We start from the raw sequence: 24,822 nt of genomic DNA, 5'->3' as shown, positions 1-24,822 counted from the left end.
AACACAAGGAAACAACACCATGACCAATGGACCCAATAGAATTTTTGATGATTTCGCCCGGTTGATGACGGATGCGGCAGGGGCTGCGCAAGGTATGAAGCGTGAGGCGGAAACCATTTTTCAGGCACAGGCCGACCGCTTTCTATCGTCGATGGATCTGGTCCAGCGCGAAGAGTTTGACGCGGTCAAAGAAATGGCGGTGAAAGCGCGCGACGTTAATGATGCGCTTGAGGCAAAAGTTGCTGATTTGGAAGCGCGGCTTGCAAAGCTTGAGTCCAAAAAGTGAACGCTTGAGCCTGCCGCTGAGTCAGGCTGCGGCAGTTCACAATTTTATTTAAATTTTTTTGGCCTGTGGATTCTTTTTAAAAAACGCAACGCGTTGAATCCCTTAGGGCCTGTTGCTGCGTCAACAATGCAGTGCAATCCACAGCTCATTTGCTTTTGTCACCTGTGATGGGGTTTTAACTGCGAGTCCTATCAATATGCTGAATCTATTGATTGATTCGCGATGAAGTAACGGCGGCAACTTAAAAACCGTCACGCTTTATCGATCACTGGAACCTTGATGAATGCAGGACCAAATGAGCCTTTTGGATTTCGAAGTTGAACGTGTTGCCCATCCGGTGGATGTGATCGAACACATTGCTTATGCGCGAGAGTGGAACTTCGAGCGCACCGGCGATGACGAGATCGCCATCGCTGTTGCGGGACACTGGACCAACTACCATGTGTCCTATGCGTGGATGCCGGATTTTGAATCACTGCATTTCGCATGTGCATTCGATATCACAGTCAGCAAAGCGCGCACGGTGGAGCTTTTAAAGCTGCTCTCGCTTATCAATGAACAATTGCTCATGGGACATTTTGACTTCTGGGAAAAAGAGGGCGCGATCATGTTCCGCCATTCGCTTCTTCTGGCTGGCGGCGCCGAGCCGACGCAGGGGCAGATTGAAGTGATGCTGACAAGCGCGCTTGAAAGCTGTGAGAGCTATTTCCAAGCCTTCCAAACCGTTGTCTGGTCTGGCGCATCAGCGCGCAACGCGCTTGATCATGCGATGTTTGAAACACAAGGCGAAGCCTGAGAAAGCCGGTTATGACTGAGCAGATTACCTTTGACGATTACATGAAGGTGGATATTCGCACCGGTACAATCATTGAGGCCGAACCTTTTCCAGAAGCGCGTAAACCCGCCATCAAAATGCGTATTGATTTTGGCGATGAGATCGGTGTGAAAAAATCATCGGCGCAGATTACTGTCCACTACACGCCTGAAGATCTTGTCGGTCGCCAGGTGATGGCTGTTGTCAATTTCCCGCCGCGTCAGATTGGCCCGCTTATGTCGGAAGTTTTGACGCTCGGCTTTGAAGACGAGCAGGGCGCGATTGTGCTGGCATCGACTGACAAGAATGTGCCTAACGGGCGACGGCTGATTTAGAGCATCCGCACTGGATATGCTCCTATCTCACGTGCATCCGTATCTTCCTTATACCGGAATATCGACAATCACCTGAAGCCCGCCAAGCGTGCTGTCTTCAAGTGTGATATTACCACCATGCCTGCGGGCAATATCGCGGGCAATGGCTAGTCCCAGTCCCGTGCCTGATTCATCAAGATTGCGTGCTTCATCCAGACGGTAGAACGGCTTGAACACTTCCTCGCGTTTATCCTTGGGAATGCCCGGGCCGTTATCATCGACAAAAAGCGTCAAGCGCCCTTTTGCATTACGGGCAACGATCTCGGTGCGGGTCGCATAGCGGAATGAGTTAGAAATAACGTTTTCCAGCAGCCGTCGAAAAGCAACGGGCCGCACAACGATGTCTTTGCGGCCAACAATATTTGCTTTCATTCGGTGCTTGCGAATTCTGGCTTCTTCTTCAAATGAAGCGATCATAACCGCCAGATCAACCTCGCCGGTTTCTTCCTCAACTTCACCTTTGGCAAAATCCATATAGCCTTCGAGCATGGACTGCATATCGGCGATGTCTTTTTCCAGCGCTTCCATTTCTTTCGAAGGTTCTTGCAATGCCAGTTGCAGTTTGAAGCGGGTGAGGATGGTGCGTAAATCGTGACTGACGCCGGTAAGCATCTCGGTGCGCTGTTCTATCTGCTTTTCAATTCGCTCACGCATTTTGATAAATGCCAGACCGGCGCGCCGCACTTCTATGGCGCCGCGCGGCCTGAAGTCCGCCGGCAGTGCACGGCCCTTGCCAAAATCGTCAGCCGCATCGGCAAGACGCTGTATGGGGCGGATCTGGTTACGCAAAAACAAAATCGCAATGAACAGGAGTACCAAGGAGGTGCCTACCATCCATAACAGGAAAATATGCGTATTGGACGCATAGGCCTGACTTCGTTTGGCAAATACGCGCAGTACCTTGTCTTCAAGCTGAATACGGATTTCAACCAAATTGGAATTGCCCACCGTATCAATCCAGAACGGTTTACCGATCTGGTTTGTTATTTCTTGGCTAAGAATACTATCAAGGATGGAAAAGAACGGCTTGGGGGCCGGGCCCGGTAAAGGGTCAGGGGGCAGAATAGCAATGTTAAGAGCCAGCTTCTCACGCGCCAGGGTGATGACGTTGAGATAATCTTCGTCCTGTGGATAGGTATCCAGAATTTCAATAATGGCTGCAATATCGCGCGTAACGGCGGTTGAAAGGCGCTGGGTTACCGTTTGCCAGTGCCTTTCCATGAACACAAAGGCGATAACCGATTGAAGCAGAACCATCGGTGCTATGATAATAATCAACGAACGGGCATATAGGCCGCGCGGCAGCGACAATGTCAGCCTTGATGACCATTGGCGCAAGCGTATCATGCTATAGCGGGTGAAACGTTTTAAGCGCACCATAAGGGGACGGCGTTTGCGCGGCGCGGTGGGTGGTGTCGCTATGTCGTTCATCGCGCCTTTTTGATCCAGTTCTTTGTTCGCTACTGTGCTTTACTCAATGCAAAGACGGTAGCCTATTCCACGCACAGTTTGAAGGTAGCGCGGGTTGGCCGGATCATCTTCGACCTTTCTGCGCAGGCGGTTGATCTGCACGTCGATCGTGCGTTCGCCAATTTCGGTTGCATCTTCAACCAGTTCGTGACGCGGGATCGTATCGCCGGGCGTGTTGGCAAAACGCACCATAATATTGCGCTCGCGGTCTGTCAGTTTGACCGGCTCTCCGTTCTTTTTTAATTCGCGTTTGCTGATGAAAAAAGAATAGGGGCCGAAAACGACCTGTTCAATCGCAGGCAATTCGGTTGCCGCGGTGCGGCGTACAATATTGGAAACCCGTAACAGAAGTTCGCGCGGATCAAACGGTTTTGATAAATAATCGTCGGCACCAGCCTCGAGACCTTCAATGCGCTCTTCTGTTTCCGAGCGTGCCGTCAGCATCAATATTGGCACATCACGCAGTTCTTCGCGCATGGCGCGGGCAAATGATACGCCATCTTCTCCCGGCATCATCACATCCAGAATAAGAAGATCGAATTCAAGTCCTACCATTTTTCGGCGCGCATCCGCCGCGCTTTCGGCTGCGGTAACGCGGTAATTATTGCGCGACAGGAATTCGGTGAGCAATTCGCGAATGCGGGTATCGTCGTCAACGACGAGAATATGGTGGGCTTCATCATGAATTGCATTGGTCATTGCTGTTTCTGCCATCAGATCATCTTTCTTTTGGAATAGCCCTATTCCAGTGTTTCTATTTGATGCTTTGCGTGCGGTCCTATCATGGACGACAGGAACCTTATAGCATCATCCTCCCCGTGACCCGAATTTGCCAATGCTTCGCATATGCGGCGAGACTGTGGCCTTCTTAAATCTTCGATCAGTATACTGCCAGTATTTGTTAAATAGAGTTCACGTTGTCTGCGGTCATTAGGCCCTTCACGCTGCTCTATATAGTTTCCGTCGACCAATTGCTTGAGGACACGCGCCAAGCTTTGTTTTGTGATGCCCAAAAGATCAAGCAGTTCGGCAACTGTTAGTCCCTGCTTGCGATCAACGAAATGTAGTACGCGGTGGTGCGCGCGGCCAAAGCCCAACGCGCTGAGTATTTCGTCCGGATCCGCTGTGAAATCGCGATAGGCGAAGAACAACAATTCTATTATCGTGTTGATTTTTGAGGTATCTCTGGCATCTTTATCTGAATTAGTCGGCATAATGACTCAACACTGTCTTTAATAATTTAAATTATGTCAGCCATATTGACATAATTTCGATGCGGTGTAACCGTCATTTCCAATGACTCACAAATATTGACGGGAAAAGACAAATGGCAAGTGTTCCATTCGATAAATTAGACGGCCACATCTGGATGAATGGCGAATATGTCAAATGGGCTGACGCCAATGTTCATGTCCTGACGCATGGTTTGCACTATGCCAGCTCGGTTTTTGAAGGTGAGCGCGCCTATGGCGGCAAAATCTTTAAGATGACCGAACATAACGAACGTCTGCACCGTTCTGCGGAAATTCTCGGATTTGAAATTCCTTATTCTGTTCAGGAAATCGATGATGCGTGTATGGGCCTCCTGCAAAAGCAGGGCTTGAAAGACGCTTATGTCCGGCCGGTCGCCTGGCGCGGCTCCGAGATGATGGGTATTTCGGCTCAATCGAACAAGATCAACCTTGCTATCGCGATTTGGGAATGGCCAAGCTATTTCTCTCCGGCAGAAAAACTGAAAGGCATCCGCCTTGATGTTGCTGAATATCGCCGTCCTGATCCGGCAACCGCGCCGAGCAAGTCCAAAGCTGCGGGCGTTTACATGATCTGTACGATCTCTAAACATGCTGCCGAAGCCAAAGGTTATGCGGATGCGATGATGCTTGACTGGCGCGGTCATGTTGCAGAGGCGACCGGCGCCAATATTTTCTTTATCAAAGACGGTGAAATTCACACACCAACGCCGGACTGCTTTCTTGACGGCATCACACGGCGCACGGTCATCGGCTTGGCAAAAGACCGCGGTATCAATGTCATCGAACGCACGATCATGCCGGAAGAGCTTGCGGGCTTTGAGCAGTGTTTCCTGACGGGAACGGCTGCCGAAATCACACCGGTTTCCGAGATCGGCGCGGACCGTTTTGTCCCCGGTGAAATAACAGAAACATTGATGAATGACTTTACTGCGCTGGTAAATCCTGCTGCTGCAAAAGCTGCCGAATAACATCATTATACTTGCCCATATTTGCAATAAGAACCGTTTCTACTGTGGGCAGGCTGTTGCTAGTCTCATTTTTCGTTGACAATTGTTGAACATAAAGGCGGTCTTCGGGCCGCCTTTTTTGTTGCGTGCAGTTTACCTGACGCCGAGAGCTGTTGCATAAGAATAAAAAATCAGGAGCAGAATATGAGCGGCCAATTGCAAGGCATTATCGTCCCCGTCACGTCCTTTCAGCAGAATTGTACCATTTTGTTTGACAGTGAAACCAAGCGCGGGGTGGTGATTGATCCGGGCGGCGATGTTGAAAAAATTCAGAGCGCGATCAAAGAGCAAGGCTTGCAAATCGATGCGATCTGGCTGACCCACGGCCATATCGATCATGCGGGCGGGGCGATGGATCTGAAAGACGCGCTGGGTGTCGAGATTATCGGACCGCATAAGGATGATGCGCCGCTTTTGGAAGCATTGGAAAAACAGGCGCAGATGTTCGGCGTGGCGACGGTTCGCAATGTGGTGCCGGACCGCTGGCTGGATGAAGGCGAAACTGTATCCTTTGAGGGCCATGAATTTGCCGTCTATCATTGTCCGGGCCACGCGCCGGGCCATGTGATTTTCTACAATGAAGCGGCGGCGTTCGCCCATGTCGGCGATGTTCTGTTTTCCGGATCGATCGGCCGTACCGATTTGCCGGGCGGCGACCACGAAGCGCTGATCAACTCGATCAAAACCAAAGTCCTGCCGCTTGGCGATGATGTCGGTTTTATCTGCGGCCACGGACCGGGCGGTAAGATCGGCGAAGAGCGGCGCAATAATCCTTTCCTGACATAGCAAAAAAAAGACCCGAGGCCTTCGCCCCGGGTCACCCTAGCACCCACACAGACGTGGTGGATAAGTTATTTTGCTACGCAGAAATGATCCTTACCGTCATAACCGCGATATGTGCCTGTTTTGGCGTTGAACGAACGGTAGCGGTCGTCGCAATATTCGTACCAGCCGGCTGTCCACGGCTCCAATGAGCGGTAGCCGTTGTCATATTGAACAACGCGCGGCTGTGATTTGCGCGGGGCAGGCGGATACACATTGCTGTTATTATAGCTTGGCGCGCGATATTGCGGCTGCGGACGCACATAGGTCGGCTGCTGGCTGCCGCGCACAACTTCGTTCAGGATGACGCCGCCAACGATACCCAGAATAACACCGGCTGCAACATCGCCATCGCGGTTGCGCTGTTTTTTGCGCACGACTTTGCGTTTGTAATGGCGGTCACGGTCGCGATAGAAGTCGCGGCAGTAACGGTCACGCGGTGCGCAGCGATAGCCGCTGTCGCCATGATAATGCGAATAGCCGCGGTCATGGGCGCTGGCAGGTGTCGCAACGGGCAAAATGCTTGTCGATGCAACGGCAAGCGCGGCGATGGATGTTTTTAAAGCTTTCATCTTCATTCTCCTTGGGCGATGGCAGCAACGCCTCTTTGATGATCCCACTTTATAAAACCCAGTCTGAACGCAATCTGAACGGATTGCGGCGGTCGTGTGTCGCATATTAAAAGTCGATATCGATAATCTTTTTGTAGTATTTCTTATCTAGGTTCCAGGTCACGCTTTCTTTTCTCTCTGATACGTCGATTTTGACGGAATTTGGTCGGCAAGCCGGGTACGCAGATGTTGCAACATCACGATAGCGTTCAAGGATCTTTCGGACTTCGGCTTTTTCGTTAGCAGTGAAACCGGCGCCATATTCTGATTTGCGCATTTGTCCGCCACGTTTGTAGTCTAGCAACAAGCTGGACCTTCCGGCGGTACCGCATCCTTCGAAATCCAACGGCTGCTTGAGAGCGGCATTGATATAGATGCCATTGATCAGGGTTCCATTATTTCGGATGTTTTCAAAGTTGTTGCAGTACGTACTCAGTACTGCGTGGCACACACCACCACCGGCTTTGGAATTATTGGGGGCTTCGAAAACGACATTTACTGGCGCTTCCATGCGGGTATTACAGCTCCAGCTTGTCGAGCGGCAAACTTTGTTATCATTTCGCTTTGTGCATTCTTCAGACGCGCGGCTAGTTGCTGCGCCTTGATCCGTAGAAAAGCCCCAGCCATAAACATTACTATCGGGGTCAGAGTGATAAGCGATGCAGGCGGGGCCAGAAAGCACAAGCTTTGTATCGCAATTATCGCCGCCATGTTGCTGGCATTCGTTGCTCGCTTTTGCCACCGCTTGCTCGCGCGTTTCATGATCGAAGGAGTAACCGAATGTACCGTCACTGTTTTGAACGGCAAGCGCAGCATATTTAATTGGCTTGTCCAAACCAAGATCAGCTAGCGCTGCGGCGATCCCTTTGCCTAGAAAAAGAAACGATTTGTCGGAAAGGCCGGAACGTCCCGGTTCCTGAACAGCATAAGCGACACCCATTATATTGCCGTCGTAACTTTGCAACGTCGCGATATCGGATGCGGTCAGACCCAGAACGATCGTTCCGCCGGTCCCGTCCGGATCAGGCGTAATGGTAGCCGGTGCTCTGAGCCGAACACGTTTCGACGAACTGGTTTTCGGACCGTCATAAATGAATACATAGGAATATTGTTCGGAAAGTCGCGCATTGCTGTTCAATTCAAATCGCAGAAAACCGCCGCCAGTTGCTTCATCCTTGATAACCGAGAGCACATCGTCATCGACTTTTGTACTTGCATGACGTCCGGAGACAGTTTTACCTTCAAAGCGCCCGTTATCGCTGCCGCTGCGCATGGTCCACGGTTCGGCGTTGGCTGCATAAGCCGCCGGAACAGCAAAATGACTGGCAGCAAGACAAGAAAGAACAAGCGACGCAAATGCAGCGCGGCGATTAGACGATTTCATATTTAATCCCTCAAACTATAGCCCCGATAAAAACTAACGCGGTGCTGTTTGCAGAGGCAAGGGCAGGGAGTTGATAAGCTGTGCCGTGTGGGCATGTTTTCTTTTCAATTTAATGGAAATGACACAAAGTCACGCCTGAACGCCTGCAAAAACGGGTAATTGCCTTCAGGTAACTGACTCACGGTCCAATCATGTCTGTTGCTTATCCCTCCCCCTTGAAAAGTGAGAGGGAGGGCACGCGCCTGAACCGCCAGCGCGTGACATTCGCGCAAGATGAAATCAATTTCATGGGTAGGGCGCTTTTTATGAGCGGGTGGGTAGCCGGGCCGCAAAGGGCCAACGCGCCGTGGTCCGGCGGGCAGTGCCGCGCGCCTTGCCTGATGACGCGCCAAGCGCCGCGCCTGTTTGGGCATGTCGGCCAATGCGTTTTGTAATGCTTTGATGCGTAGTACCAGCCGCGCATCGTCCGGTGTTTTGCGCGGATTTTTAAGCGCTGGCAGCGCGGCCGCTGTGGCCGTAAATGTCAGACGCGGCACGCCTTTGACGGGCAATTCGGATGCTCGTTTTTCGGCAAAACTCTTGCGGCGGTCAAACAGCGCGAAGCTTGCGGGCCTGTTTTTATGCTGTGGCAGACGGGAGAAATCCGGCACGGGGCGGTTTTGCAGCGATGGTTTGATGCCGCGCGCGGCAATCACAATCAGGCGGCGCAGGGCGGATTCAGCGGGGCGGACCACACGCAGAATTTCAAGCCGTACGGCGCGGGGCAGGGTTTTGGCATCGGGCGCCAGCCCCGCCAGCGCCGCAAAAGCGGCCAGAACGCGCTGCAGTGCCGCACAATTGATCGCGATTGCCTTTTGCCAGTCCATGCCCGTTCCCGTTGTTTCACTGGCGGGCATTATGCGGGCGGGTTCCGCGGAGTTGGATAAGTTTTTTGTTTTGCCTCCTCCCGTTTACGGGGGAGGCACGAGAAGCAAGCGCAGCGCGGCTGATCGGGTGGGGGCGGAATAAGGTTTGTTTGAGCAACCCCCACCCTCTATCCCTCCCCCTTGAAAAGTGGGAGGGAGGTCGCTGGCATCAGTCAGACGGGTGAGAAGTTTTATCGAATGAATAGGAGAAAAGATTTGCCTTTGATCAAATTTCTCATTTTAGTTTCTGGTTTCTAAGGCATCGAAGAATGCCGGATTTAGGCAGTATACGACGGTCTGCTCATTTTTAGATATCCAAGCATTCATCAATTTTGTATTGTAACTAAAATCATAGATATAGCGAGGCTCTGCATAAGGATTCTTTACTCCAAAGAAACCGAAATAGAGCAGGTATGACAATACCCTCTTGCACAAGTCATCGCTTTGATCTGCAAAATGTGCACTGAGGTGTGCTATTAAATTTTCGTAGGAAAAAAACTGGTTTTCCCCGATGAAATTATAAAGAATGCCCCTAGCTTGTGGCTCTATATCAGAGATTTCTTCGTCTGCTTCTTCAAGTACATCAATTGAATACGACTTAAGAGATTTCAAAACATCAGATTCAGTAATTTTGCTATTGCGTCTATTAACAGCGTAACTGCGCGCTGAATGTAAGATTTTGATAACATTTCTAGGACGCATAAGACTGCGGTGAATAATGTAATCGAAGCTATATTCTCCCTGAACTAAACGATCAAAATGAGTTTCCCAAGCGGCTTCAAATGGAATCTTTTCTCTATGGGTTATACGCTTTCTTATGAGTTCTTTCAGTAAGTCTTCATCAGACCAATCTAACTGTGCTTTGATCTCTTTGCCGAAGTCAGAACTGCTCTCAATCAAAATTTCATAAACATCATTTCTTACAAATACGATTGAATGGGCCTCTATGTCGTTTTTATTCAGGTCTCGTTTGATTTTTTTAGTAGCGTCTATGAGCGAACGAAGAATTACCGCATCCGTCTGATCAATACCTTGGATTGGCCATCCTTTATCGATATTATCAAACAATATCCAAAGTGAGTCTTTTTGCTTTAGATAGTTTATTACACTTTTTTTAAGTTCAGGGAGGTGATTACGGTGAATTATCTCCGTAATATTAGCTGTTTGAATTCGATTGCTATCACCTCGAAGTTTTAATTTTTTGATCGACTGTGATACTTCGTTGACTAAAGCATATAGTCTTTCAGAGAAGTCTCCTTCTTCTGCGAGCGCGGATTTTGATTTAATAGTGAGTAATTCGTCAAATTGGTCGCGAATTGAATGGTCAAATCGTGCCTTTTGCTCATCTTTCTCAATTAGTTTGTTGGCAATCTCTGTATAAAGTAGATACTCCCAAAAAGCTACTATAAGGTGCTCGACTGATGCGTCAGAAAGGATATCAAAAACATCTTCACGGAGTTTTTTGAGCTGATAGCCCTCTGGCTTTAAATCTAACACTATATTCCGCGTGTCTTTTCTTGTCTTATCTCTCAGCCTGATGAATAACGCAGTTTTTCCCATTCCCTTTCGACCTACAACTACATTGGCCTCGCCGCGAGAAACCCGCAGGAATTCATCGGTTACAAGATAATAATTTCCAAGCGTTGTCATCTCGTTTTCAGCCATTGGATCACCAAAAAAAAGGTCAGCTAATGGCGGATGCTCTTCATCACTAATAGGCGCATCTGTTTGCATCGCTGCAACTACTTGGTTTGCAAAATTTGCAACAAGCGGATTTATATCATCTAATTCCCTGAAAGTTGATACAACATCTCTTATGTCTAGGGGCGTTGTAGAAGTAAGCTCTGTAATGAGCAGTAACGGCTTATTCATTGAATAAGCTAAACCGGCAACAAAGGCTGCTCGGATATTGTGAATCATCGGATCCTTATAGTGGTCGGCTGCTATTGGGACCACCACACCGCAGGCTTTTGCGACATTTTCGATTGCAGAAAGCGCTGAAAGTCTAACATGTTCTGTCTGGTTGAAACTTCGATATCTAAGTCTTGCAGCTTTGATTCGTGACACAATTCGTGTTTGACAATCTACCTTTGTCGGAAGCTCCACCATATAGACAGGGTTGCTGGTGTCTTGTTTAAAATCTGTATAGAGCGGCTTAGTATCTTTTACGCTTTCAATTATAGCATTTAACTCGTGTGTGTTCTGATACGAAGAATAACCAAGGGTATCAAATAACCCAATATGTTTGAATTTTTCGCTGTCATTTGAGGTTCCCGAATTCAATACACATGCTATTCTCTTGTTCTTCCCCACTGCATATCCTGCTTCAAAGACTACGTTGAAGTTAAGCCTTGTTAAATCGCAAACTACAAATTCAGTGTTATCGATGTGGTCTAGAATGGGTTCGAGCAACGGTCGGCCAATTACATCATTTTCTGGCCAAATATGGAGGCTTCTTCCTGTAGAACTGCGTTCTTTATTAACGTTCTGGAATATATCGCCTACAGTGGATATAGAAGAAGCATAGGCACAGAATATTGTCATGATGAAATTCCAAGCGAAGAATCACTAAATGTTTTGTGAATACTACACAATATAAAGTCCGTAGTCTTCTACCGCCCCGGTCTTCCCGTCTTGCCCGGTCGGCGTTTGGCTTTGCGGGCATCGCTAGGGTCTTCATAAGAACCCGCGCCAATGCGGTGGCGTTTGATCGGCTTTGCCTCGTTTTCTGTATTGCTCGGCGTGGCCTCGCTCCGGCGGGAAGCCGCCGACGCATGGTCATGCTTTTGGGAGTCGGTGCCGTGAGCAGCACCGTCAGATGAGAAGCCCGCTTTTGCATCTTCCGTCCACGTCTTGCGCGGCTGAGACCACCCCTCCGGCGTGGCGGGTTTTTCCGTGCGGCCAACGGTCATTTCGTCGAGGGTGTTTTTTCTGAACCCACCGGATTGCCCGTCGTTCTCAGGAATGGGTCCTCGGGTCGAGCCCGAGGATGACGGTGCTTGATTGATGGGCGCAGCGCCCTTTGAAGGTTTAGGCGGCTGTCCGCGCGCAGCTCTCTTCCGGCTGTCTTTCGTATTTTCAATGCCCGTGTCACGGGCCAGCGGGTCGTCCATGACCGCCAGTTCGGTTTCCTTCAGGCAATTGATTTCATCGCGCAGGCGCGCGGCTTTTTCAAAGTCGAGATCGGCGGCGGCATCGCGCATGTCTTTCTCCAGCGCATCAAGATGCGCCTTGAGATTATTGCCGACCAGCGCGCCGGAATCTTTCGCCGCGCCCTTGTCGCCCTTGATTTCGGCCATCACATGATCGCGCTCGTAAACGCTGTCCAGAATGTCGGAAATATTGGCTTTGACCGATTGCGGCGTGATGCCATGCTCTTCATTATAGGCAAGCTGCTTTTCGCGGCGGCGGGTGGTTTCGTCAATCGCGCGCTGCATCGAGCCGGTGATCTGGTCCGCATAGAGGATGACCTTGCCGTCCACATTGCGCGCGGCGCGGCCGATGGTCTGCACCAGCGAGGTTTCGGAGCGCAAAAAGCCCTCTTTGTCGGCATCCAGAATGGCGACGAAGCCGCATTCGGGAATATCGAGGCCCTCACGCAACAGATTGATGCCGACCAGCACGTCAAACGCGCCAAGGCGCAGATCGCGGATGATCTCGATGCGCTCCAGCGTGTCGATGTCGGAGTGCATATAGCGCACGCGGATGCCTTGCTCATGCAGATATTCGGTCAGATCCTCGGCCATGCGCTTGGTCAGCACGGTGCAGAGCGTGCGGTAACCGGCCTCGGCCGTCGCGCGGATTTCGCCGACCACATCGTCCACCTGATCCTTCGCAGGGCGGATCTCCACGGGCGGGTCGATCAGGCCGGTCGGGCGGATGACCTGCTCGGCAAACACACCGCCGGATTGTTCCAGTTCCCACGCGGCGGGGGTGGCGGACACGGCGATGGTCTGCGGGCGCATCGCGTCCCATTCCTCAAAGCGCAACGGGCGGTTATCGAGACAGGACGGCAGGCGGAAGCCATATTCGGCGAGCGTGGCCTTGCGGCGGAAGTCGCCCTTATACATCGCGCCGATCTGCGGAATTGTCACGTGGCTCTCGTCGCAGAACACCAGCGCATTATCCGGGATATACTCGAAAAGCGTTGGCGGCGGCTCGCCCGGCGCGCGTCCGGTCAGATAGCGCGAATAGTTCTCAATGCCTTGACAGGAACCCGTCGCAGCGAGCATCTCAAGGTCGTATTGCGTGCGCTGTTCCAGACGTTGCGCTTCGAGCAGGCGGCCCGCGGCATTCAGTTCTTCCAAGCGGTGCTTGAGCTCGGCCTTGATCTTCTCCTGCGCCTGATTGAGCGTCGGGCGCGGTGTAACATAGTGCGAATTGGCGTAAATCTTGACGCTTTTCAGATCGCCGGTCTTTTTGCCCGTCAGCGGGTCGAACTCGGTGATCGCGTCGATCTCGTCGCCAAACATGGAGATGCGCCAGGCGGCATCTTCCAAGTGCGCGGGGAAAATCTCGATCGTATCGCCGCGCACACGGAACGAGCCGCGCACAAAGTTAATATCCTGCCGCTTATATTGCTGCGCCACCAGATCGGCGAGCAATTCGCGCTGGTTTATGCGGTCGCCGACCGACATCTGGAATGTCATCGCGGTATAGGTTTCCACCGAGCCGATACCGTAAATACACGACACCGACGCGACGATGATACAATCATCGCGTTCCAGCAGGGCGCGGGTCGCGGCATGGCGCATCCGGTCGATCTGCTCGTTGATTGAGCTTTCCTTCTCGATGAACGTGTCGGTGCGCGGCACATAGGCTTCCGGCTGATAATAGTCGTAATAAGAGACGAAATATTCGACCGCATTGTTGGGGAAGAAGTTCTTCATCTCGCCGTAAAGCTGCGCGGCGAGCGTCTTGTTGGGGGCAAGGATCAGCGCGGGACGCTGCGTTTCCTCGATGACTTTCGCCATGGTGAAGGTCTTGCCCGAACCGGTGACGCCGAGCAGCGTCTGCGTGCGGTCATCATCATTCAGACCGGACACAAGATCCTTGATCGCGGTCGGCTGATCACCTGCGGGCTTATAGTCCGTCACCATCTCGATTTTGATGCCGCCTTCGGATTTCTCCGGACGGGCAGGGCGGTGCGGCACCCATTGCTGGCCGTTCTTGAACAGCGGATTGCCGCTGTCGATCAGGTTTTTAAGCGCTTCCACGGTTGCTGTGACACCGGATGTTGATGCCAGTTGTCCGGCTTCCTCCAGCGAAACATCAAGACCGGCAACGGGGTTGAGGCCGGCTGCGGCGCGTTGTTTGGGATCATTGGTGCCGCCGATGGATGTGCCGCCACCGGTACGCTTGTCGCCAACGATATTCTTATCGTTCGCGGTGCGCTCACTCCGGCGGGAAGCCGCCGACGGGCGGTCGCCCTTTAAAGTATCACCCTTTTGTTTTTCTTTAGCGGCTTTTTGTTCAACCTTACGGCGGTGCTTGCCGGCTTTGGAGCGGATTTCGCGGGTTTCCTCGCGGCGCTGTTCGCGCGCGGCTTCTTCTTCCAACTGGTTTACCCAATCGGAAATGGACGAGCCGGAAATTTCCGCGCCGTTGAAATCAGCTTGCGGCATTTCGCCGAAGCCCTCAGCCTGTTCCGGCGCGTTTTTCATGAAAGAGTTTTCGCGCTCTTTCTCGGTCGTTGCGCGCGCATCTGCCGCTTCATCGATTTTCGACGGATTGCCGGTTTTTTTAGGAGGTCGCTTAGCCATAACCACAATATGGGAAAATGGTGCTGCTAAAGAAAGGGGGCATTTCAAATAATCGGCGTGTTACTGACAAGACGTTGTCAGGAGGAAGGGAACCGGCAACGCATTTATGCGTTATGCGTTTTTGAAGGGAGACATGACCATGTCATTTGTGAAAACGATTATCGTAACTTTGTTTGTTGTTTCGCTTGCTGGCTGCGCAAATACAATCAGAGGCGTTGGCGCGGACACGGCCAATGCGGTTGATGCAACCGTCGATGCAACCAATAACGTGGCGAATTCGGCAAACTAAGTTGTTGGATTTTGTATCGAAGAACCGGCGTGATGACCGCGGGTTTTTAGTGCTTAAACACATTTTCTCTGTGCCAATTTAGGTAGTGAGGGTGTGGTTGAAAGCGCGTATCCATAGGGACTTTTGCTTTCTTGTTGGCGTTTAGAAGGTGCGATACATCGTGATTGAGATGGCGTGATTCCATAATAGTGAAATCATCTGCTAGTGATAGTAAACCACGATCGAACATCCAGTGAACTGTACCTGAAAGAGCAATGCCGTTTCGAATGGAGTCATTTCCGCCATTTTTAACAGGGCGGATATGGGCGGCTTCTACTTCTGGGCACCCTAAGCCGTTGATCAATCTGAGGCTCGTGAAAGCACAAGTTCTATCGTACGCGATTCTAATATTTTGCTGAAATTTGCGATCGCGCCATTTTCGCCTTGTTAAACTCTCGACTATTACGCGCTCGAACGGCTCGTTAGAAAAACCTGCCTGCGGGTTATCGCTGAAACCAGAAGGAGTTTCTAGATCACCAACCTTTTCGGAGTCTGTTTCATCAATTCGATCTGGCCATTCGTCTTCTTGTGATAAACCTGCTGCTACAATTGCTGCGAATTCAGCCTCCTCAAGTTTCCTTACTGCCTGAACCTTCATTCCGTTGCTTATTGTTCCATCTTCTAGGACTAACCTTTTCTCAAAGCCCCCATTTTCCTTATATTCAACGGCGCGATCAAAATCGATGTAATCAATTAGGTCTGCATAGTAATGATTTTCGTGGTTTGGATCCGCGCGAATAGATCTGACTTTTGCGATACCCGTATAATAACGGCCCTTTTGCTTAAGCAGTGGACCGTAATAAACTATCCAGTCTCCAATGATTGGCTCTACGCGTGATAAGTAAATATGAGGAAAGTGATAGCGTTCACCAGTGTAGTCGTCATAACTGCTGTCAGGCTTATGATAGAAAACGGCTTTCATAACTCTTAGATGCTATGTTCAAATGAACTTTGTCTAGTCGGTTTATCAGAATTATTTAGTATTTTTGTTCAAGCTGATGATTCAAAGATGCTAAATCTCATGACCACTTATGGTTATGCATGTAATTACCCGCGTGCAGCCCCCATGGTTAGCAGTCTGTTAAAAGCTGACAGCAGGAAATAGCCTGTCAAATTTCACTTCCCACAACTGTCTGCGCGGTTCGAACTTCGATTTAATACGGAGGGGATAGATTGTGTTTCATAAGATGCTTCGTAGAAAGCAATTTGAGTGAAGTGAGTGAGTTCGGTTTTATGGTTAAGAGCATAAAACCTGTGAGTAAGAGGCTGGTGTTATTGCACTGTCCGCGCTGCTGAAGATGGCTGAAAACCATAGTCAGCGTGTGCGGAAAACATGATGAAGTGCATTTACATCAAATTTTATTGATTAATGAAACGGTTCGTGCGATTCTGCATGAGCCGCATTTGTCATTTTCTTAATTTTTTTCATGTAGAACGATTCTGGTGCGGCCTGCCGCGCTTTGAGTGAATTTGTCCTGGGTTGTTCTATGGTTTCGATAAAACAAACAAATCCTGTGCTAACGCCAGAAGGAACCAACTTCCTTCCGCTGATCGCCGAATGTCAGACGTCTTATGATGTGTTCCGGCTCTTGCGATCGATCTGCGTACAATATGATTTCTCACATTTCTCATCAATCAACATACCCACTGATGCGCAGGAAAATCTTTCCGAACTGTCTGTTGTCTCCAATTGGCCGCCGGAGCTCGTTAATGCTTATGACGCTTTGGGCCTGTTGAAGAAAAGTCCGATCATCGCACGACTGAAATCCAGCGTGGAGCCCATTGTTTGGGAGCTTGAAGCACTGAATTCCGTCCGTAGTGATGGCAATCAGGCTAATGCCGCGGTTGAACTGTTCAGGGATTTCGGCTTCGAAATGGGAGTTTATTTCTCCGTTCACACTGCGGCAGGGGAATTGGGTGCAGTGTCATTTTCAGGCAAACGTGAAGCGCCTTCTATGGACGAGTTGGTCACGCTCAATTTTCTTTCGCAGTCTATATTTGCCAAACTAAAGCAGTTTGAGATTAAAAAGACTTCATCCGATATGGCGTTGTCGCCGCGCGAAGAAGAATGTCTAATATGGACAGCGGCAGGCAAAACCAGCGCCGAAATTTCTACTATTCTTGACATCTCCGAGCACACAATTAACCACTACCTCGGTTCAATCTGTCAGAAACTCAACGCGCAGAATCGCGCACATGCGGTTAGTAAAGCTATGCGTATGGGGTTGCTTAAATAAGGAGGGCATCAGTGGCACTTACAATGCAAATTGGTGAAACAGAGAAGTCCTCACAGGACCTCAGTGAAATCGGCCTTGAAGGTATCTCGCTTCTTGATCCTTTAAGTAGTTTTGATCCCTATGGCGCCTGGCGTCTGGATATTGCGAGCGGTCTGACTTACTGGACCCACGATGTCTATCTGATCCATGGCATGTCACCGTCTGTCGGCCCTGTGGATTTGGTCTCTGCCATCAATGCCTATCATCCGGAAGACCGTGAACTGGTCATGCAATGCGTGGAAGAGGCGATTGCCAAGAAGTCCGGCTTCCGGTTTGTGTTGCGTTTACTGCCGAAAGATGGTCCTCAGGTTCTGGTGAAGTCGACGGGGCTATTCCGTACAACCGCCAATGGCGATGAACTTTACGGTACCTTTTCGCAGTTTCAGGCACCCGTGCGCAGCGTTGCTATTGAGTAATTGCGTCTTGCGGGGACAGCAGATTTCACGCTGAAACTGGAGATCGTTCCCGAATTTAAATCCGATATGCCGGCTATGGCGTAATATTGCCATGGGTGCATGATTCATTGCGCTTTATGCTCAGTTGTTCAATTGGTAAGACTTGGGTAAAGTCTGCAACATTGTTACGTTGGCACTGCTTACCAAATCACCGGAAGGAACTATGATTTGTCCGACGATATTGGAAATTTAATCTCTCAGTGTGCGTTGAATAACCGCGCTGCCTTTACGAAACTCTATAGTTTGACTTCTGCGAAACTTTTTGGCGTCGTGCTGCGTATTTTAAATAATAGGGCCGAAGCGGAAGATGCATTGCAAGAGATATATGTCAAAATCTGGAATAATGCTGACAAGTTTGCCGTCAATCAATACAGCCCGATGTCATGGCTTGTCGTGGTTGCTCGAAACCACGCAATCGATGTCATCAGAGCGCGCAAGCCGATTGCGGTTGATATTGATGATGCGTTTGATGTGTCTGACGACAGCAAAACGCCCGAACAGGAGGCGATCAACACCTCCGAAGGCAAGCGGATAGATAATTGCTTGCAGGAATTGGATGAGCAAAAGGCTCAGGCTGTGCGGGGCGCATATGTCGAAGGATATAGTTATGAAGAATTGGCAGAGCGTTTTAGCGTGCCGATTAATACGATGCGGACCTGGCTGCGCCGGAGTCTCATCAGCTTAAAGGAATGTTTGGAACAATGAGTTCGCAATTGACCATAGATAAGAAGGACGAGATGCTGGCCGCAGAGTATGCGCTTGGCACGCTTCCTCATGGCGAGCGCATTTCATTGGAAAAGCGTATCGTCGCCGAAGCCGGTTTGCGCAATCGTGTTGCGTGGTGGAACTCGCAATTTGTGACCTTGGTTGACGAAGTCGAGCCTGTTGAAGCGCCTGCCTCGGTATTGCGTAAGGTTGAAGAGCGTTTGTTCACCTCATCCAGCAGCAATGCAAGCATATGGAGCTCGCTTGGTTTCTGGCGGGGCCTGTCAATCGCATCGCTTGCGGGTCTTATCGTTGTCGGCGGACTTTATGCCAACAATGTTATCGCGCCGCAGCAACCTGCTTCTGGCAATGTATTTGTGGCACAAATGGCCGGTGAAGATTCGGATCTGCGCCTTGTTGCCTACTATGATGATGACGCAAAGAAACTACGCTTGAAACGGACGGCCGGTGAAGCGGCTCAAAACCGTGATTTCGAGCTGTGGATCATTGCCGGATCAGAAGACCCTGTGTCTATGGGCGTTTTGCCGACAGATGATATTTATGAAGTGGACGTGCCTGAAGAGCTGCAAGCGGCAATGTCTTCTGAGGCCGTATTAGCAATCACTGATGAGCCGGAGGGTGGTTCGCCGTCAGGCAAGCCGACAGGCGCTGTTCTGGCTGCCGGACCGGTCCAACAAATTTAATTGTAAAAAAGTGAAACTTATTGTCGTGTGCTCCCGTGATTAGACCATCACTCAAAAAGGGAGATTCTAATGACGAAATTTACAACACTGATTACTGCGACAATCGCATCCGCTACGATTGCTACAGGTGCATTTGCTGCTGCTCATGCTTCACTAGGCGTAAAAGCTGAAGACCAGGATGTGTCCGGCGGTACAGTCACAGCATCAGAAATCACAGCCGGTGAAAACGGCTGGCTTGTTGTTCACCGTACAGACGACACCATGAAGCCTGGTCCGGTTGTTGGTCATGCGCCTATTAAAGAAGGCATGAACATGGATGTGACCGCTATTTTAACAGAGGAAGTGGCATCCGGCGACAAACTGATGCTAATGGTTCACTCTGAACAAGGCGGCATGAAAACCGGTGTTTTTGAATATACACTCGGCGCTAAAGAAGACGGCCCGATCAAGGTTGACGACAAGTTGGTTATGACTGTTGTGAGCGCCAAATAACTGAATTTCATTCGTAAATTCAATATATTGAGGCCGCCGGAAACTTTCCGGCGGTTTTTTTGTGTTTTGCTGAAACTAATTGTGATGGCGCCGCGTAACTACTCCTGAACATGCATGAAGCATGATTTTGGAGGAGCTAGAAATGACATTCACAACAGTAAAAACAACCCTTGCGGCTCTCGTTGTCGCAGCATCCGCCTCAACTGCAATGGCGATGAACCCTGAAGTTGGCGGTGCGCCGATGTTCGAAGACAAGAACATTGTTGAAAATGCCGTAAACTCAAAAGATCACACAACATTGGTCGCAGCCGTAAAAGCTGCCGGACTTGTTGAAACTCTGCAATCCCCTGGTCCATTCACCGTGTTTGCACCTGTTAATGCCGGCTTTGAGGAATTGCCAGCAGGCACTGTCGACACACTTCTAAAGCCTGAAAACAAAGACACTTTGACAAAAGTTCTGACGGCACATGTTGTTTCCGGCAAACTGTCCGGCGCGGACTTGATGGCCAAAGCACAGGCAAATGGCGGCCGTTATAATATGGTTGCAGTGTCAGGCGATGCGCTGACTGCAGTAATCAAAGGCAGCAATCTTTACATCTTTGACGAAAGCGGCGGTGCTTCAAAAGTAACAATCGCTGACGTTAATCAATCAAATGGTGTGATCCACGTGGTTGATGACGTTCTGTTGCCGAAATAATAAAGGCGACTTTACACTGCTAAAAGGCCAATTTCGGTCCCGCTCTTCATCCCTTCTGAGCGAGGCCGAGGGGGCGTCCCTCTGTCAGAAATGGCAGAGGGATTTTTTATATAAGATATTGAAATAATTTGCTTATTTTGAAACTTATTGGGCGGGATTTCGTTACATAGGTGCTGGATGGAGGAGACGGATTTACCAATTTCCGACCAGCGTTTTTTAACAAGGAGATTATCCCATGAACATCAAGAAATTTCTTACAGCATCCGTAGTTACTGCAATGACAGCCGGCACAGCATTCGCGATGAACCCGGAAGTTGGCGGCGCGCCAATGTTCGAAGACAAAAACATCATTGAAAATGCTGTTAACTCAAAAGACCACACAACACTGGTTGCTGCTGTTAAAGCTGCCGATCTTGTTGAAACACTGTCCGGCGAAGGCCCGTTCACAGTGTTTGCCCCTACAAATGATGCATTTGCTGCGCTTCCAGAAGGTACGGTTGAGACTTTGCTCAAGCCTGAAAACAAAGACCAGCTTGCCAAAATTCTGACATGCCATGTGGTTGCTGCTGATGCGATGTCAAAAGATATTACGAAAATGGTTGATGATGACGGCGGTGCACACCCTGTCAAAACCGTTGGCGGATGTGAATTTACAGCCAAATACGAAGGCGACAAAATCATGATTGAAGACGGTAAAGGCAATGTTGCCACTGTCACAATCGCTGATGTTGATCAGTCAAACGGCGTTATTCATGTGATCGACAAAGTGCTTCTGCCTGCGGGCTAACTGCACTTTAAACATGCCGTCTGAAATGATTTCTCGCGGCATTGAAGAAAGCCCTCGGCCGTCAAGGCTGGGGGCTTTTTGGGTTTGAGCGAAACTTTAGGTCAGTCGCAAACGTTATAAAGATAGATAAATGAGGAGACCGATATGCAACGCAGAAGCTTTCTAAAATATAGCTCTATTTTTGGTGCCAATATTGCCTTGCTCGGCGCGGGAGTTGCTCCGACACGGGCTGCAAAAGGGCCTTATCCGCCAGAGGCTGGCGATATGACGTACGAAATCACCAAAACGCCGGAAGAATGGCGCGCAATACTATCAGACGCCGAATTTGCGGTGCTTCGTGAGGAAGATACAGAACGCGCATTCACGAGTCCGCTTAATGACGAGAAGCGTGACGGCACATTCCACTGCCGTGGCTGTGACTTACCTGTTTATGCGTCCGAGACGAAGTTTAAAAGCGGGACGGGGTGGCCGAGCTTTTATGACAATATTGACGATGCCGTGCGCACCAAGGAGGACAATACCTTCTTCTCTACACGCACCGAAGTGCATTGCCGCCGCTGTGGCGGTCATTTGGGGCACATTTTTGAGGATGGGCCGGAGCCGACAGGTTTGCGCCATTGTTTAAACGGTCTGGCGCTTACATTTAAGCCTGCCTGATTACCGTAAAAGCCTGATCCATCGGGCTAGGTTCAACAGGCTCATTAATGCACCGGCAACATAAGTCAGGGCAGCCGCTTTTAATACAGAGCGAGCGGCTGCCAGATCATTTTCCTGCAAATAACCGCCTTCCTTTAAAATTGGCAGCGCCTTGTTAAAGCTGGCATCATATTCGACCGGCAAGGTGAAGAAATGAACCAGAACCCGCACCGCCAAAAGCATGATGCCGAGCGCGATCATGGCATAAATTGCGGCAGGCGAACGCACTATGACAAAGAGTACCGGCGCAGCCAGAAAGAAAATCCCCGCAATTTTATCGGTGACCATCGCCACGCTGACAAGCATGTGCCGGGTTTTCAGCCCGCGTTCGTCGCGATGGTGTTGAATAGCATGACCCACTTCATGCGCCGCTACAGCGACCGCTGTCAGGCTTGGTTCATGAAAATTGTTTGCTGACAGGCGCACAACACGGTTTTCGGGATCGTAGTGGTCACCGCTATCGGTTTCTTCAACGCCTACACCTTCGATCTTGAATGTTTCAAGCAGATGGCGGGCCAGTTCACCGCCGGTGCCGGGGAAGTCGGGGCGCGGTTGGCTGTGTTTTTCCATTGTGTGCCTGACCCAGTATTGGGGCGCGTAAACCGCTGCTAACACAAGCAAAAAGCCGATTCCGGCAATCAAAACCATTGCACCACCTTAAATCTTAACGGGTTGTTATGGAACCAATATGGGGGTTCGCGCGCTTATATATCAAGAAAGCGGCGGTAGCCGTGAACAAATTCAGCAAGCTCAACGCAGAAGTGAGCGAACAAGAATTGGATAAGAGGATGTTTACAGACCTTAAAATCGCTAAAATCGCAAATCCTGCAACAGGCATGGTCGCACTGCTCAAGGCGGCATTGGTATCAAGCGTATTTGTCGCCGGATCCATCAGCCTTGCAAATGCGGACGATTTATCCAACGCTTATGCTGTGGAAGGCGAAAGTGCTTATTCTGAAAGCTTCGATGAAGCCATGATCGAAGAGCATCCGCTCAACGATGCTTGGATGGGCATGACTGTTAAAACAGCCGACAACCAAATTGCCGGTTATGTTTCTGATGCCGTTATGGCCCCGAATGGCGAGATTGAAACACTGTTTGTCACGCCGGGCGGTGAAGGTCGTCTGAACGAGGAAATTGTCATCGATGCCCGTAATGTCCAGCTTAATGACTGGAATGTCACGACAAGCTACACATTGCGCGCTCTAGCCAGCCTGCAGACACCGGATGAATATCTACAGACAGCTTCGCTGGTCGAATAAACCATATTTGACACCCGCAAGTATTGTAACGGCCGCATTGAATGCACTGACTGCTTGAATTAGCAAGCCAGCAGCATTTTAACGCGGCCGGACACTTCGTTCTGCATCTTTTCCTTATCAACACCGACACGGCCGCGGAACATGTAGCCTTGCCTAATATCAAACAACAATGATGCACGTTCTTTTGCGGGAAAATGCTTTGGCAGGTTTCCCTTGTCTATTTCAGCCTGAAAGCGTGCTTCTATTTTCTCTTCCGCGTGAACAACGGCTGCCTGAACGCGGCTATCAACACCGTCGACCTGCCCAATCGATGTTGCAACGCTGGATGCCAAAAAACATCCCTTGGCGCCGCTTTCGTGGTCAGTTGCAGAGTGAATAACCTCTAGAAGGAAGGCTTGAAGCGCTTCTTCAATGTTTTCTGCTTCTTCCAAAGCAACGAGCGGAGCGCAAGCATCAGCTTCGCAATAGTGATCAATCGCTTTTAAATAGAGTTCGCGCTTGTCTCCATAGGTCGCATAAAGGCTTGGTCCAGTTATGCCCATAGCCCCTGTTAAATCGCGCAGGGAAGCGCCTTCATACCCTTTTGCCCAAAAGACGGACATGGCTTTGATTAAAGCAGTGCCATAATCAAATTTTCTTGGGCGACCAATTTTTTTTGTATCGATCAATATATATCTCTTGACGGCTAGTGTTTTTCTTATTTATGTAACGATCCATACATAAAGCAGAAAGATTAAAATGACTAGTAGAAAACTTGCAGCCGGGGCGGTGTTTCCGGCTATCGAAATTCCTATGCTTAACGGCGGGCGCCGCGCGCTGCCGACACCATCTGGCAATTATGACTGGATGCTTGTGGTTGTTTATCGGGGCAAGCACTGTCCTTTGTGCACAAAATATCTTCAGGAACTAAACAGTGTTTTGCCCGCATTAAACGAACTGGGTGTTGATGTTGTTGCTGTCAGTGCAGACAGCGAAGATAGGGCCTCCGCTCAAATGCGTGAAGTCCGTCCGGCGTTTGACGTTGGCTATGGCCTTACAATTCCGCAAATTGAAGAAATGGGCCTGTATATTTCCGGCCCCCGCAATGGCGTTGACGTTGAAAAGCCATTTGCCGAGCCTGGACTATTCGTCATCGACCAGGATGGCATTGTGCAGATCATTGATATTTCGAATGTCCCTTTTTCGCGACCGGATCTTGAATGGATTGCGAAAGGAATTGGTTTCCGCCGTGGACCAATGAAAGAAGCCCCGATCAACGGCACTTACGTTTAATCTAACAGGGAAAGACTATGACAGATAAGACAGAAGCAGCATTGCGCGCGCGAATTGAAGAATTGATGCAGGCCGGCGTGAGCGCGAACATGGATAAGCTCGATGAAATTTACCACGATGATATTGTCGTTATGGACCTCAGTATTGACGGGCAATTAATGACACTGGAAAAGCTGGGCTTTATGGAACTGCTCCAAGAAACATTCAAAGACAAAAATCCGGAAGATCATTTGTGGGCCAAGATTCACAGCCTCACTGTGACGGGTGATCGCGGTCACGTTCTCATTTCCAGAAAGATACCTGTCGGCGGGCCAAAAAGAATGATTGATCTCAGCATAGATTTTGTATTCGAAGACGGTCGCTGGCAGGTCACACGTGAGGTCAATTTCAGCCGACCGGATCTTGAGGCTGCATAGCTGGCCTAATAATTATTACAAAGATTTTGTTGCAAAGGGGCCTT

The 24,822-nt window shown here is 49.9% G+C and carries 28 protein-coding genes; 17 read left to right on the top strand and 11 right to left on the bottom strand.

Annotated elements, in window-relative coordinates; all coding sequences use genetic code 11:
• Positions 1 to 19 precede the first annotated feature (19 nt).
• The 3 genes from SU32_RS01440 to SU32_RS01430 all read left to right on the top strand — a co-directional run bounded on the left by SU32_RS01440 (position 20) and on the right by SU32_RS01430 (position 1,435).
• Complete coding sequence (locus tag SU32_RS01440; RefSeq protein ID WP_053997524.1) at positions 20 to 286, top strand: accessory factor UbiK family protein; 267 nt, start codon at positions 20 to 22, stop codon at positions 284 to 286.
• A gap of 295 nt (positions 287 to 581) precedes the next feature.
• Positions 582 to 1,082 carry a type III secretion system chaperone family protein gene (locus SU32_RS01435; protein WP_053997569.1) on the top strand — a complete coding sequence of 167 codons (501 nt, stop codon included), beginning with the start codon at positions 582 to 584 and terminating at the stop codon, positions 1,080 to 1,082.
• An 11-nt stretch (positions 1,083 to 1,093) separates the two neighbouring features.
• Positions 1,094 to 1,435: a tRNA-binding protein gene (locus tag SU32_RS01430; protein WP_053997523.1), complete on the top strand. Its 342-nt coding sequence runs from the start codon at positions 1,094 to 1,096 to the stop codon at positions 1,433 to 1,435.
• A 48-nt stretch (positions 1,436 to 1,483) separates the two neighbouring features.
• Here the strand turns inward: SU32_RS01430 and SU32_RS01425 are convergent, their stop codons facing one another.
• The 3 genes from SU32_RS01425 to SU32_RS01415 form a co-directional block, all read right to left on the bottom strand.
• Complete coding sequence (locus SU32_RS01425; RefSeq protein ID WP_053997568.1) at positions 1,484 to 2,821, bottom strand: ATP-binding protein; 1,338 nt, start codon at positions 2,819 to 2,821, stop codon at positions 1,484 to 1,486.
• 123 nt (positions 2,822 to 2,944) lie between these two features.
• Positions 2,945 to 3,658, bottom strand: a complete 714-nt coding sequence (locus SU32_RS01420; RefSeq protein WP_053997522.1) for a response regulator — start codon at positions 3,656 to 3,658, stop codon at positions 2,945 to 2,947.
• Positions 3,659 to 3,684: 26 nt separating this feature from the next.
• Entirely contained in the window at positions 3,685 to 4,158 is a 474-nt protein-coding gene (locus tag SU32_RS01415; protein WP_053997521.1) for a MarR family winged helix-turn-helix transcriptional regulator, read from the bottom strand.
• A gap of 113 nt (positions 4,159 to 4,271) precedes the next feature.
• On the opposite strand from SU32_RS01415, the gene SU32_RS01410 reads away from it, so the two are divergent.
• Entirely contained in the window at positions 4,272 to 5,165 is an 894-nt protein-coding gene (locus SU32_RS01410; protein ID WP_053997520.1) for a branched-chain amino acid aminotransferase, read from the top strand.
• A 183-nt stretch (positions 5,166 to 5,348) separates the two neighbouring features.
• Complete coding sequence (locus tag SU32_RS01405; protein ID WP_053997519.1) at positions 5,349 to 5,990, top strand: MBL fold metallo-hydrolase; 642 nt, start codon at positions 5,349 to 5,351, stop codon at positions 5,988 to 5,990.
• Between the two features lie 65 nt (positions 5,991 to 6,055).
• Here SU32_RS01405 and SU32_RS01400 read toward each other — a convergent pair whose 3' ends face one another.
• The 5 genes from SU32_RS01400 to uvrB form a co-directional block, all read right to left on the bottom strand.
• The gene (locus tag SU32_RS01400; RefSeq protein WP_053997518.1) at positions 6,056 to 6,598 is read right to left on the bottom strand and encodes a BA14K family protein; all 543 of its coding nucleotides are present in this window, start codon (positions 6,596 to 6,598) and stop codon (positions 6,056 to 6,058) included.
• Positions 6,599 to 6,704: 106 nt separating this feature from the next.
• The gene (locus tag SU32_RS01395; protein ID WP_053997517.1) at positions 6,705 to 8,021 is read right to left on the bottom strand and encodes a DUF4189 domain-containing protein; all 1,317 of its coding nucleotides are present in this window, start codon (positions 8,019 to 8,021) and stop codon (positions 6,705 to 6,707) included.
• Between the two features lie 104 nt (positions 8,022 to 8,125).
• On the bottom strand, positions 8,126 to 8,917 hold the full coding sequence (locus SU32_RS01390) for a hypothetical protein (RefSeq protein WP_053997516.1): 792 nt from the start codon (positions 8,915 to 8,917) through the stop codon (positions 8,126 to 8,128).
• A 249-nt stretch (positions 8,918 to 9,166) separates the two neighbouring features.
• Entirely contained in the window at positions 9,167 to 11,470 is a 2,304-nt protein-coding gene (locus SU32_RS01385; RefSeq protein WP_053997515.1) for a P-loop ATPase, Sll1717 family, read from the bottom strand.
• Positions 11,471 to 11,538: 68 nt separating this feature from the next.
• Positions 11,539 to 14,589 (bottom strand): excinuclease ABC subunit UvrB, encoded by a 3,051-nt coding sequence (gene uvrB / locus SU32_RS01380; RefSeq protein WP_053997567.1) that lies wholly within the window; start codon positions 14,587 to 14,589, stop codon positions 11,539 to 11,541.
• 232 nt (positions 14,590 to 14,821) lie between these two features.
• On the opposite strand from uvrB, the gene SU32_RS01375 reads away from it, so the two are divergent.
• The gene (locus tag SU32_RS01375) at positions 14,822 to 14,977 is read left to right on the top strand and encodes an entericidin domain-containing protein (RefSeq protein ID WP_053997566.1); all 156 of its coding nucleotides are present in this window, start codon (positions 14,822 to 14,824) and stop codon (positions 14,975 to 14,977) included.
• Positions 14,978 to 15,023: 46 nt separating this feature from the next.
• Here the strand turns inward: SU32_RS01375 and SU32_RS01370 are convergent, their stop codons facing one another.
• Positions 15,024 to 15,938: an HNH endonuclease gene (locus SU32_RS01370; RefSeq protein WP_053997514.1), complete on the bottom strand. Its 915-nt coding sequence runs from the start codon at positions 15,936 to 15,938 to the stop codon at positions 15,024 to 15,026.
• Positions 15,939 to 16,503: 565 nt separating this feature from the next.
• Between SU32_RS01370 and SU32_RS01365 the strand changes: the two genes are divergently transcribed.
• The 8 genes from SU32_RS01365 (at position 16,504) to msrB (ending at position 21,789) form a co-directional block, all read left to right on the top strand.
• Positions 16,504 to 17,253: a helix-turn-helix transcriptional regulator gene (locus SU32_RS01365; RefSeq protein ID WP_053997513.1), complete on the top strand. Its 750-nt coding sequence runs from the start codon at positions 16,504 to 16,506 to the stop codon at positions 17,251 to 17,253.
• Between the two features lie 11 nt (positions 17,254 to 17,264).
• Positions 17,265 to 17,708 (top strand): PAS domain-containing protein, encoded by a 444-nt coding sequence (locus SU32_RS01360; RefSeq protein WP_144420989.1) that lies wholly within the window; start codon positions 17,265 to 17,267, stop codon positions 17,706 to 17,708.
• A gap of 207 nt (positions 17,709 to 17,915) precedes the next feature.
• Positions 17,916 to 18,452, top strand: a complete 537-nt coding sequence (locus SU32_RS01355) for a sigma-70 family RNA polymerase sigma factor (RefSeq protein ID WP_053997511.1) — start codon at positions 17,916 to 17,918, stop codon at positions 18,450 to 18,452.
• Positions 18,449 to 19,156: an anti-sigma factor gene (locus SU32_RS01350; RefSeq protein WP_053997510.1), complete on the top strand. Its 708-nt coding sequence runs from the start codon at positions 18,449 to 18,451 to the stop codon at positions 19,154 to 19,156. The genes SU32_RS01355 and SU32_RS01350 overlap by 4 nt, the downstream gene beginning before the upstream one ends.
• A 69-nt stretch (positions 19,157 to 19,225) precedes the next feature.
• Positions 19,226 to 19,648, top strand: coding sequence for a DUF7282 domain-containing protein (locus SU32_RS01345; protein ID WP_053997509.1), 423 nt, complete (start codon positions 19,226 to 19,228; stop codon positions 19,646 to 19,648).
• 142 nt (positions 19,649 to 19,790) lie between these two features.
• Positions 19,791 to 20,345, top strand: a complete 555-nt coding sequence (locus SU32_RS01340; RefSeq protein WP_053997565.1) for a fasciclin domain-containing protein — start codon at positions 19,791 to 19,793, stop codon at positions 20,343 to 20,345.
• Positions 20,346 to 20,580: 235 nt separating this feature from the next.
• Positions 20,581 to 21,132 carry a fasciclin domain-containing protein gene (locus tag SU32_RS01335; protein ID WP_053997508.1) on the top strand — a complete coding sequence of 184 codons (552 nt, stop codon included), beginning with the start codon at positions 20,581 to 20,583 and terminating at the stop codon, positions 21,130 to 21,132.
• 144 nt (positions 21,133 to 21,276) lie between these two features.
• Positions 21,277 to 21,789, top strand: a complete 513-nt coding sequence (msrB, locus tag SU32_RS01330; RefSeq protein WP_053997507.1) for a peptide-methionine (R)-S-oxide reductase MsrB — start codon at positions 21,277 to 21,279, stop codon at positions 21,787 to 21,789.
• Here msrB and SU32_RS01325 read toward each other — a convergent pair whose 3' ends face one another.
• On the bottom strand, positions 21,790 to 22,476 hold the full coding sequence (locus SU32_RS01325) for a zinc metallopeptidase (protein WP_053997506.1): 687 nt from the start codon (positions 22,474 to 22,476) through the stop codon (positions 21,790 to 21,792).
• Positions 22,477 to 22,559: 83 nt separating this feature from the next.
• Between SU32_RS01325 and SU32_RS01320 the strand changes: the two genes are divergently transcribed.
• Entirely contained in the window at positions 22,560 to 23,090 is a 531-nt protein-coding gene (locus SU32_RS01320) for a hypothetical protein (RefSeq protein ID WP_144420988.1), read from the top strand.
• Positions 23,091 to 23,149: 59 nt separating this feature from the next.
• Here SU32_RS01320 and SU32_RS01315 read toward each other — a convergent pair whose 3' ends face one another.
• Complete coding sequence (locus tag SU32_RS01315; RefSeq protein ID WP_245625468.1) at positions 23,150 to 23,758, bottom strand: TetR/AcrR family transcriptional regulator; 609 nt, start codon at positions 23,756 to 23,758, stop codon at positions 23,150 to 23,152.
• Between the two features lie 70 nt (positions 23,759 to 23,828).
• On the opposite strand from SU32_RS01315, the gene SU32_RS01310 reads away from it, so the two are divergent.
• Both SU32_RS01310 and SU32_RS01305 read left to right on the top strand, forming a co-directional pair.
• Positions 23,829 to 24,362 (top strand): peroxiredoxin-like family protein, encoded by a 534-nt coding sequence (locus SU32_RS01310; RefSeq protein WP_053997504.1) that lies wholly within the window; start codon positions 23,829 to 23,831, stop codon positions 24,360 to 24,362.
• A gap of 17 nt (positions 24,363 to 24,379) precedes the next feature.
• A complete protein-coding gene (locus tag SU32_RS01305) occupies positions 24,380 to 24,778 on the top strand; it encodes a Cif family virulence factor (RefSeq protein WP_053997503.1) in 399 nt (132 codons plus the stop codon).
• Positions 24,779 to 24,822: the final 44 nt, after the last annotated feature.

This window comes from Ahrensia marina (genome assembly GCF_001293565.1).
Classification (GTDB): domain Bacteria; phylum Pseudomonadota; class Alphaproteobacteria; order Rhizobiales; family Rhizobiaceae; genus Ahrensia; species Ahrensia marina.
This window is presented reverse-complemented; position numbering and strand designations above follow the sequence as displayed.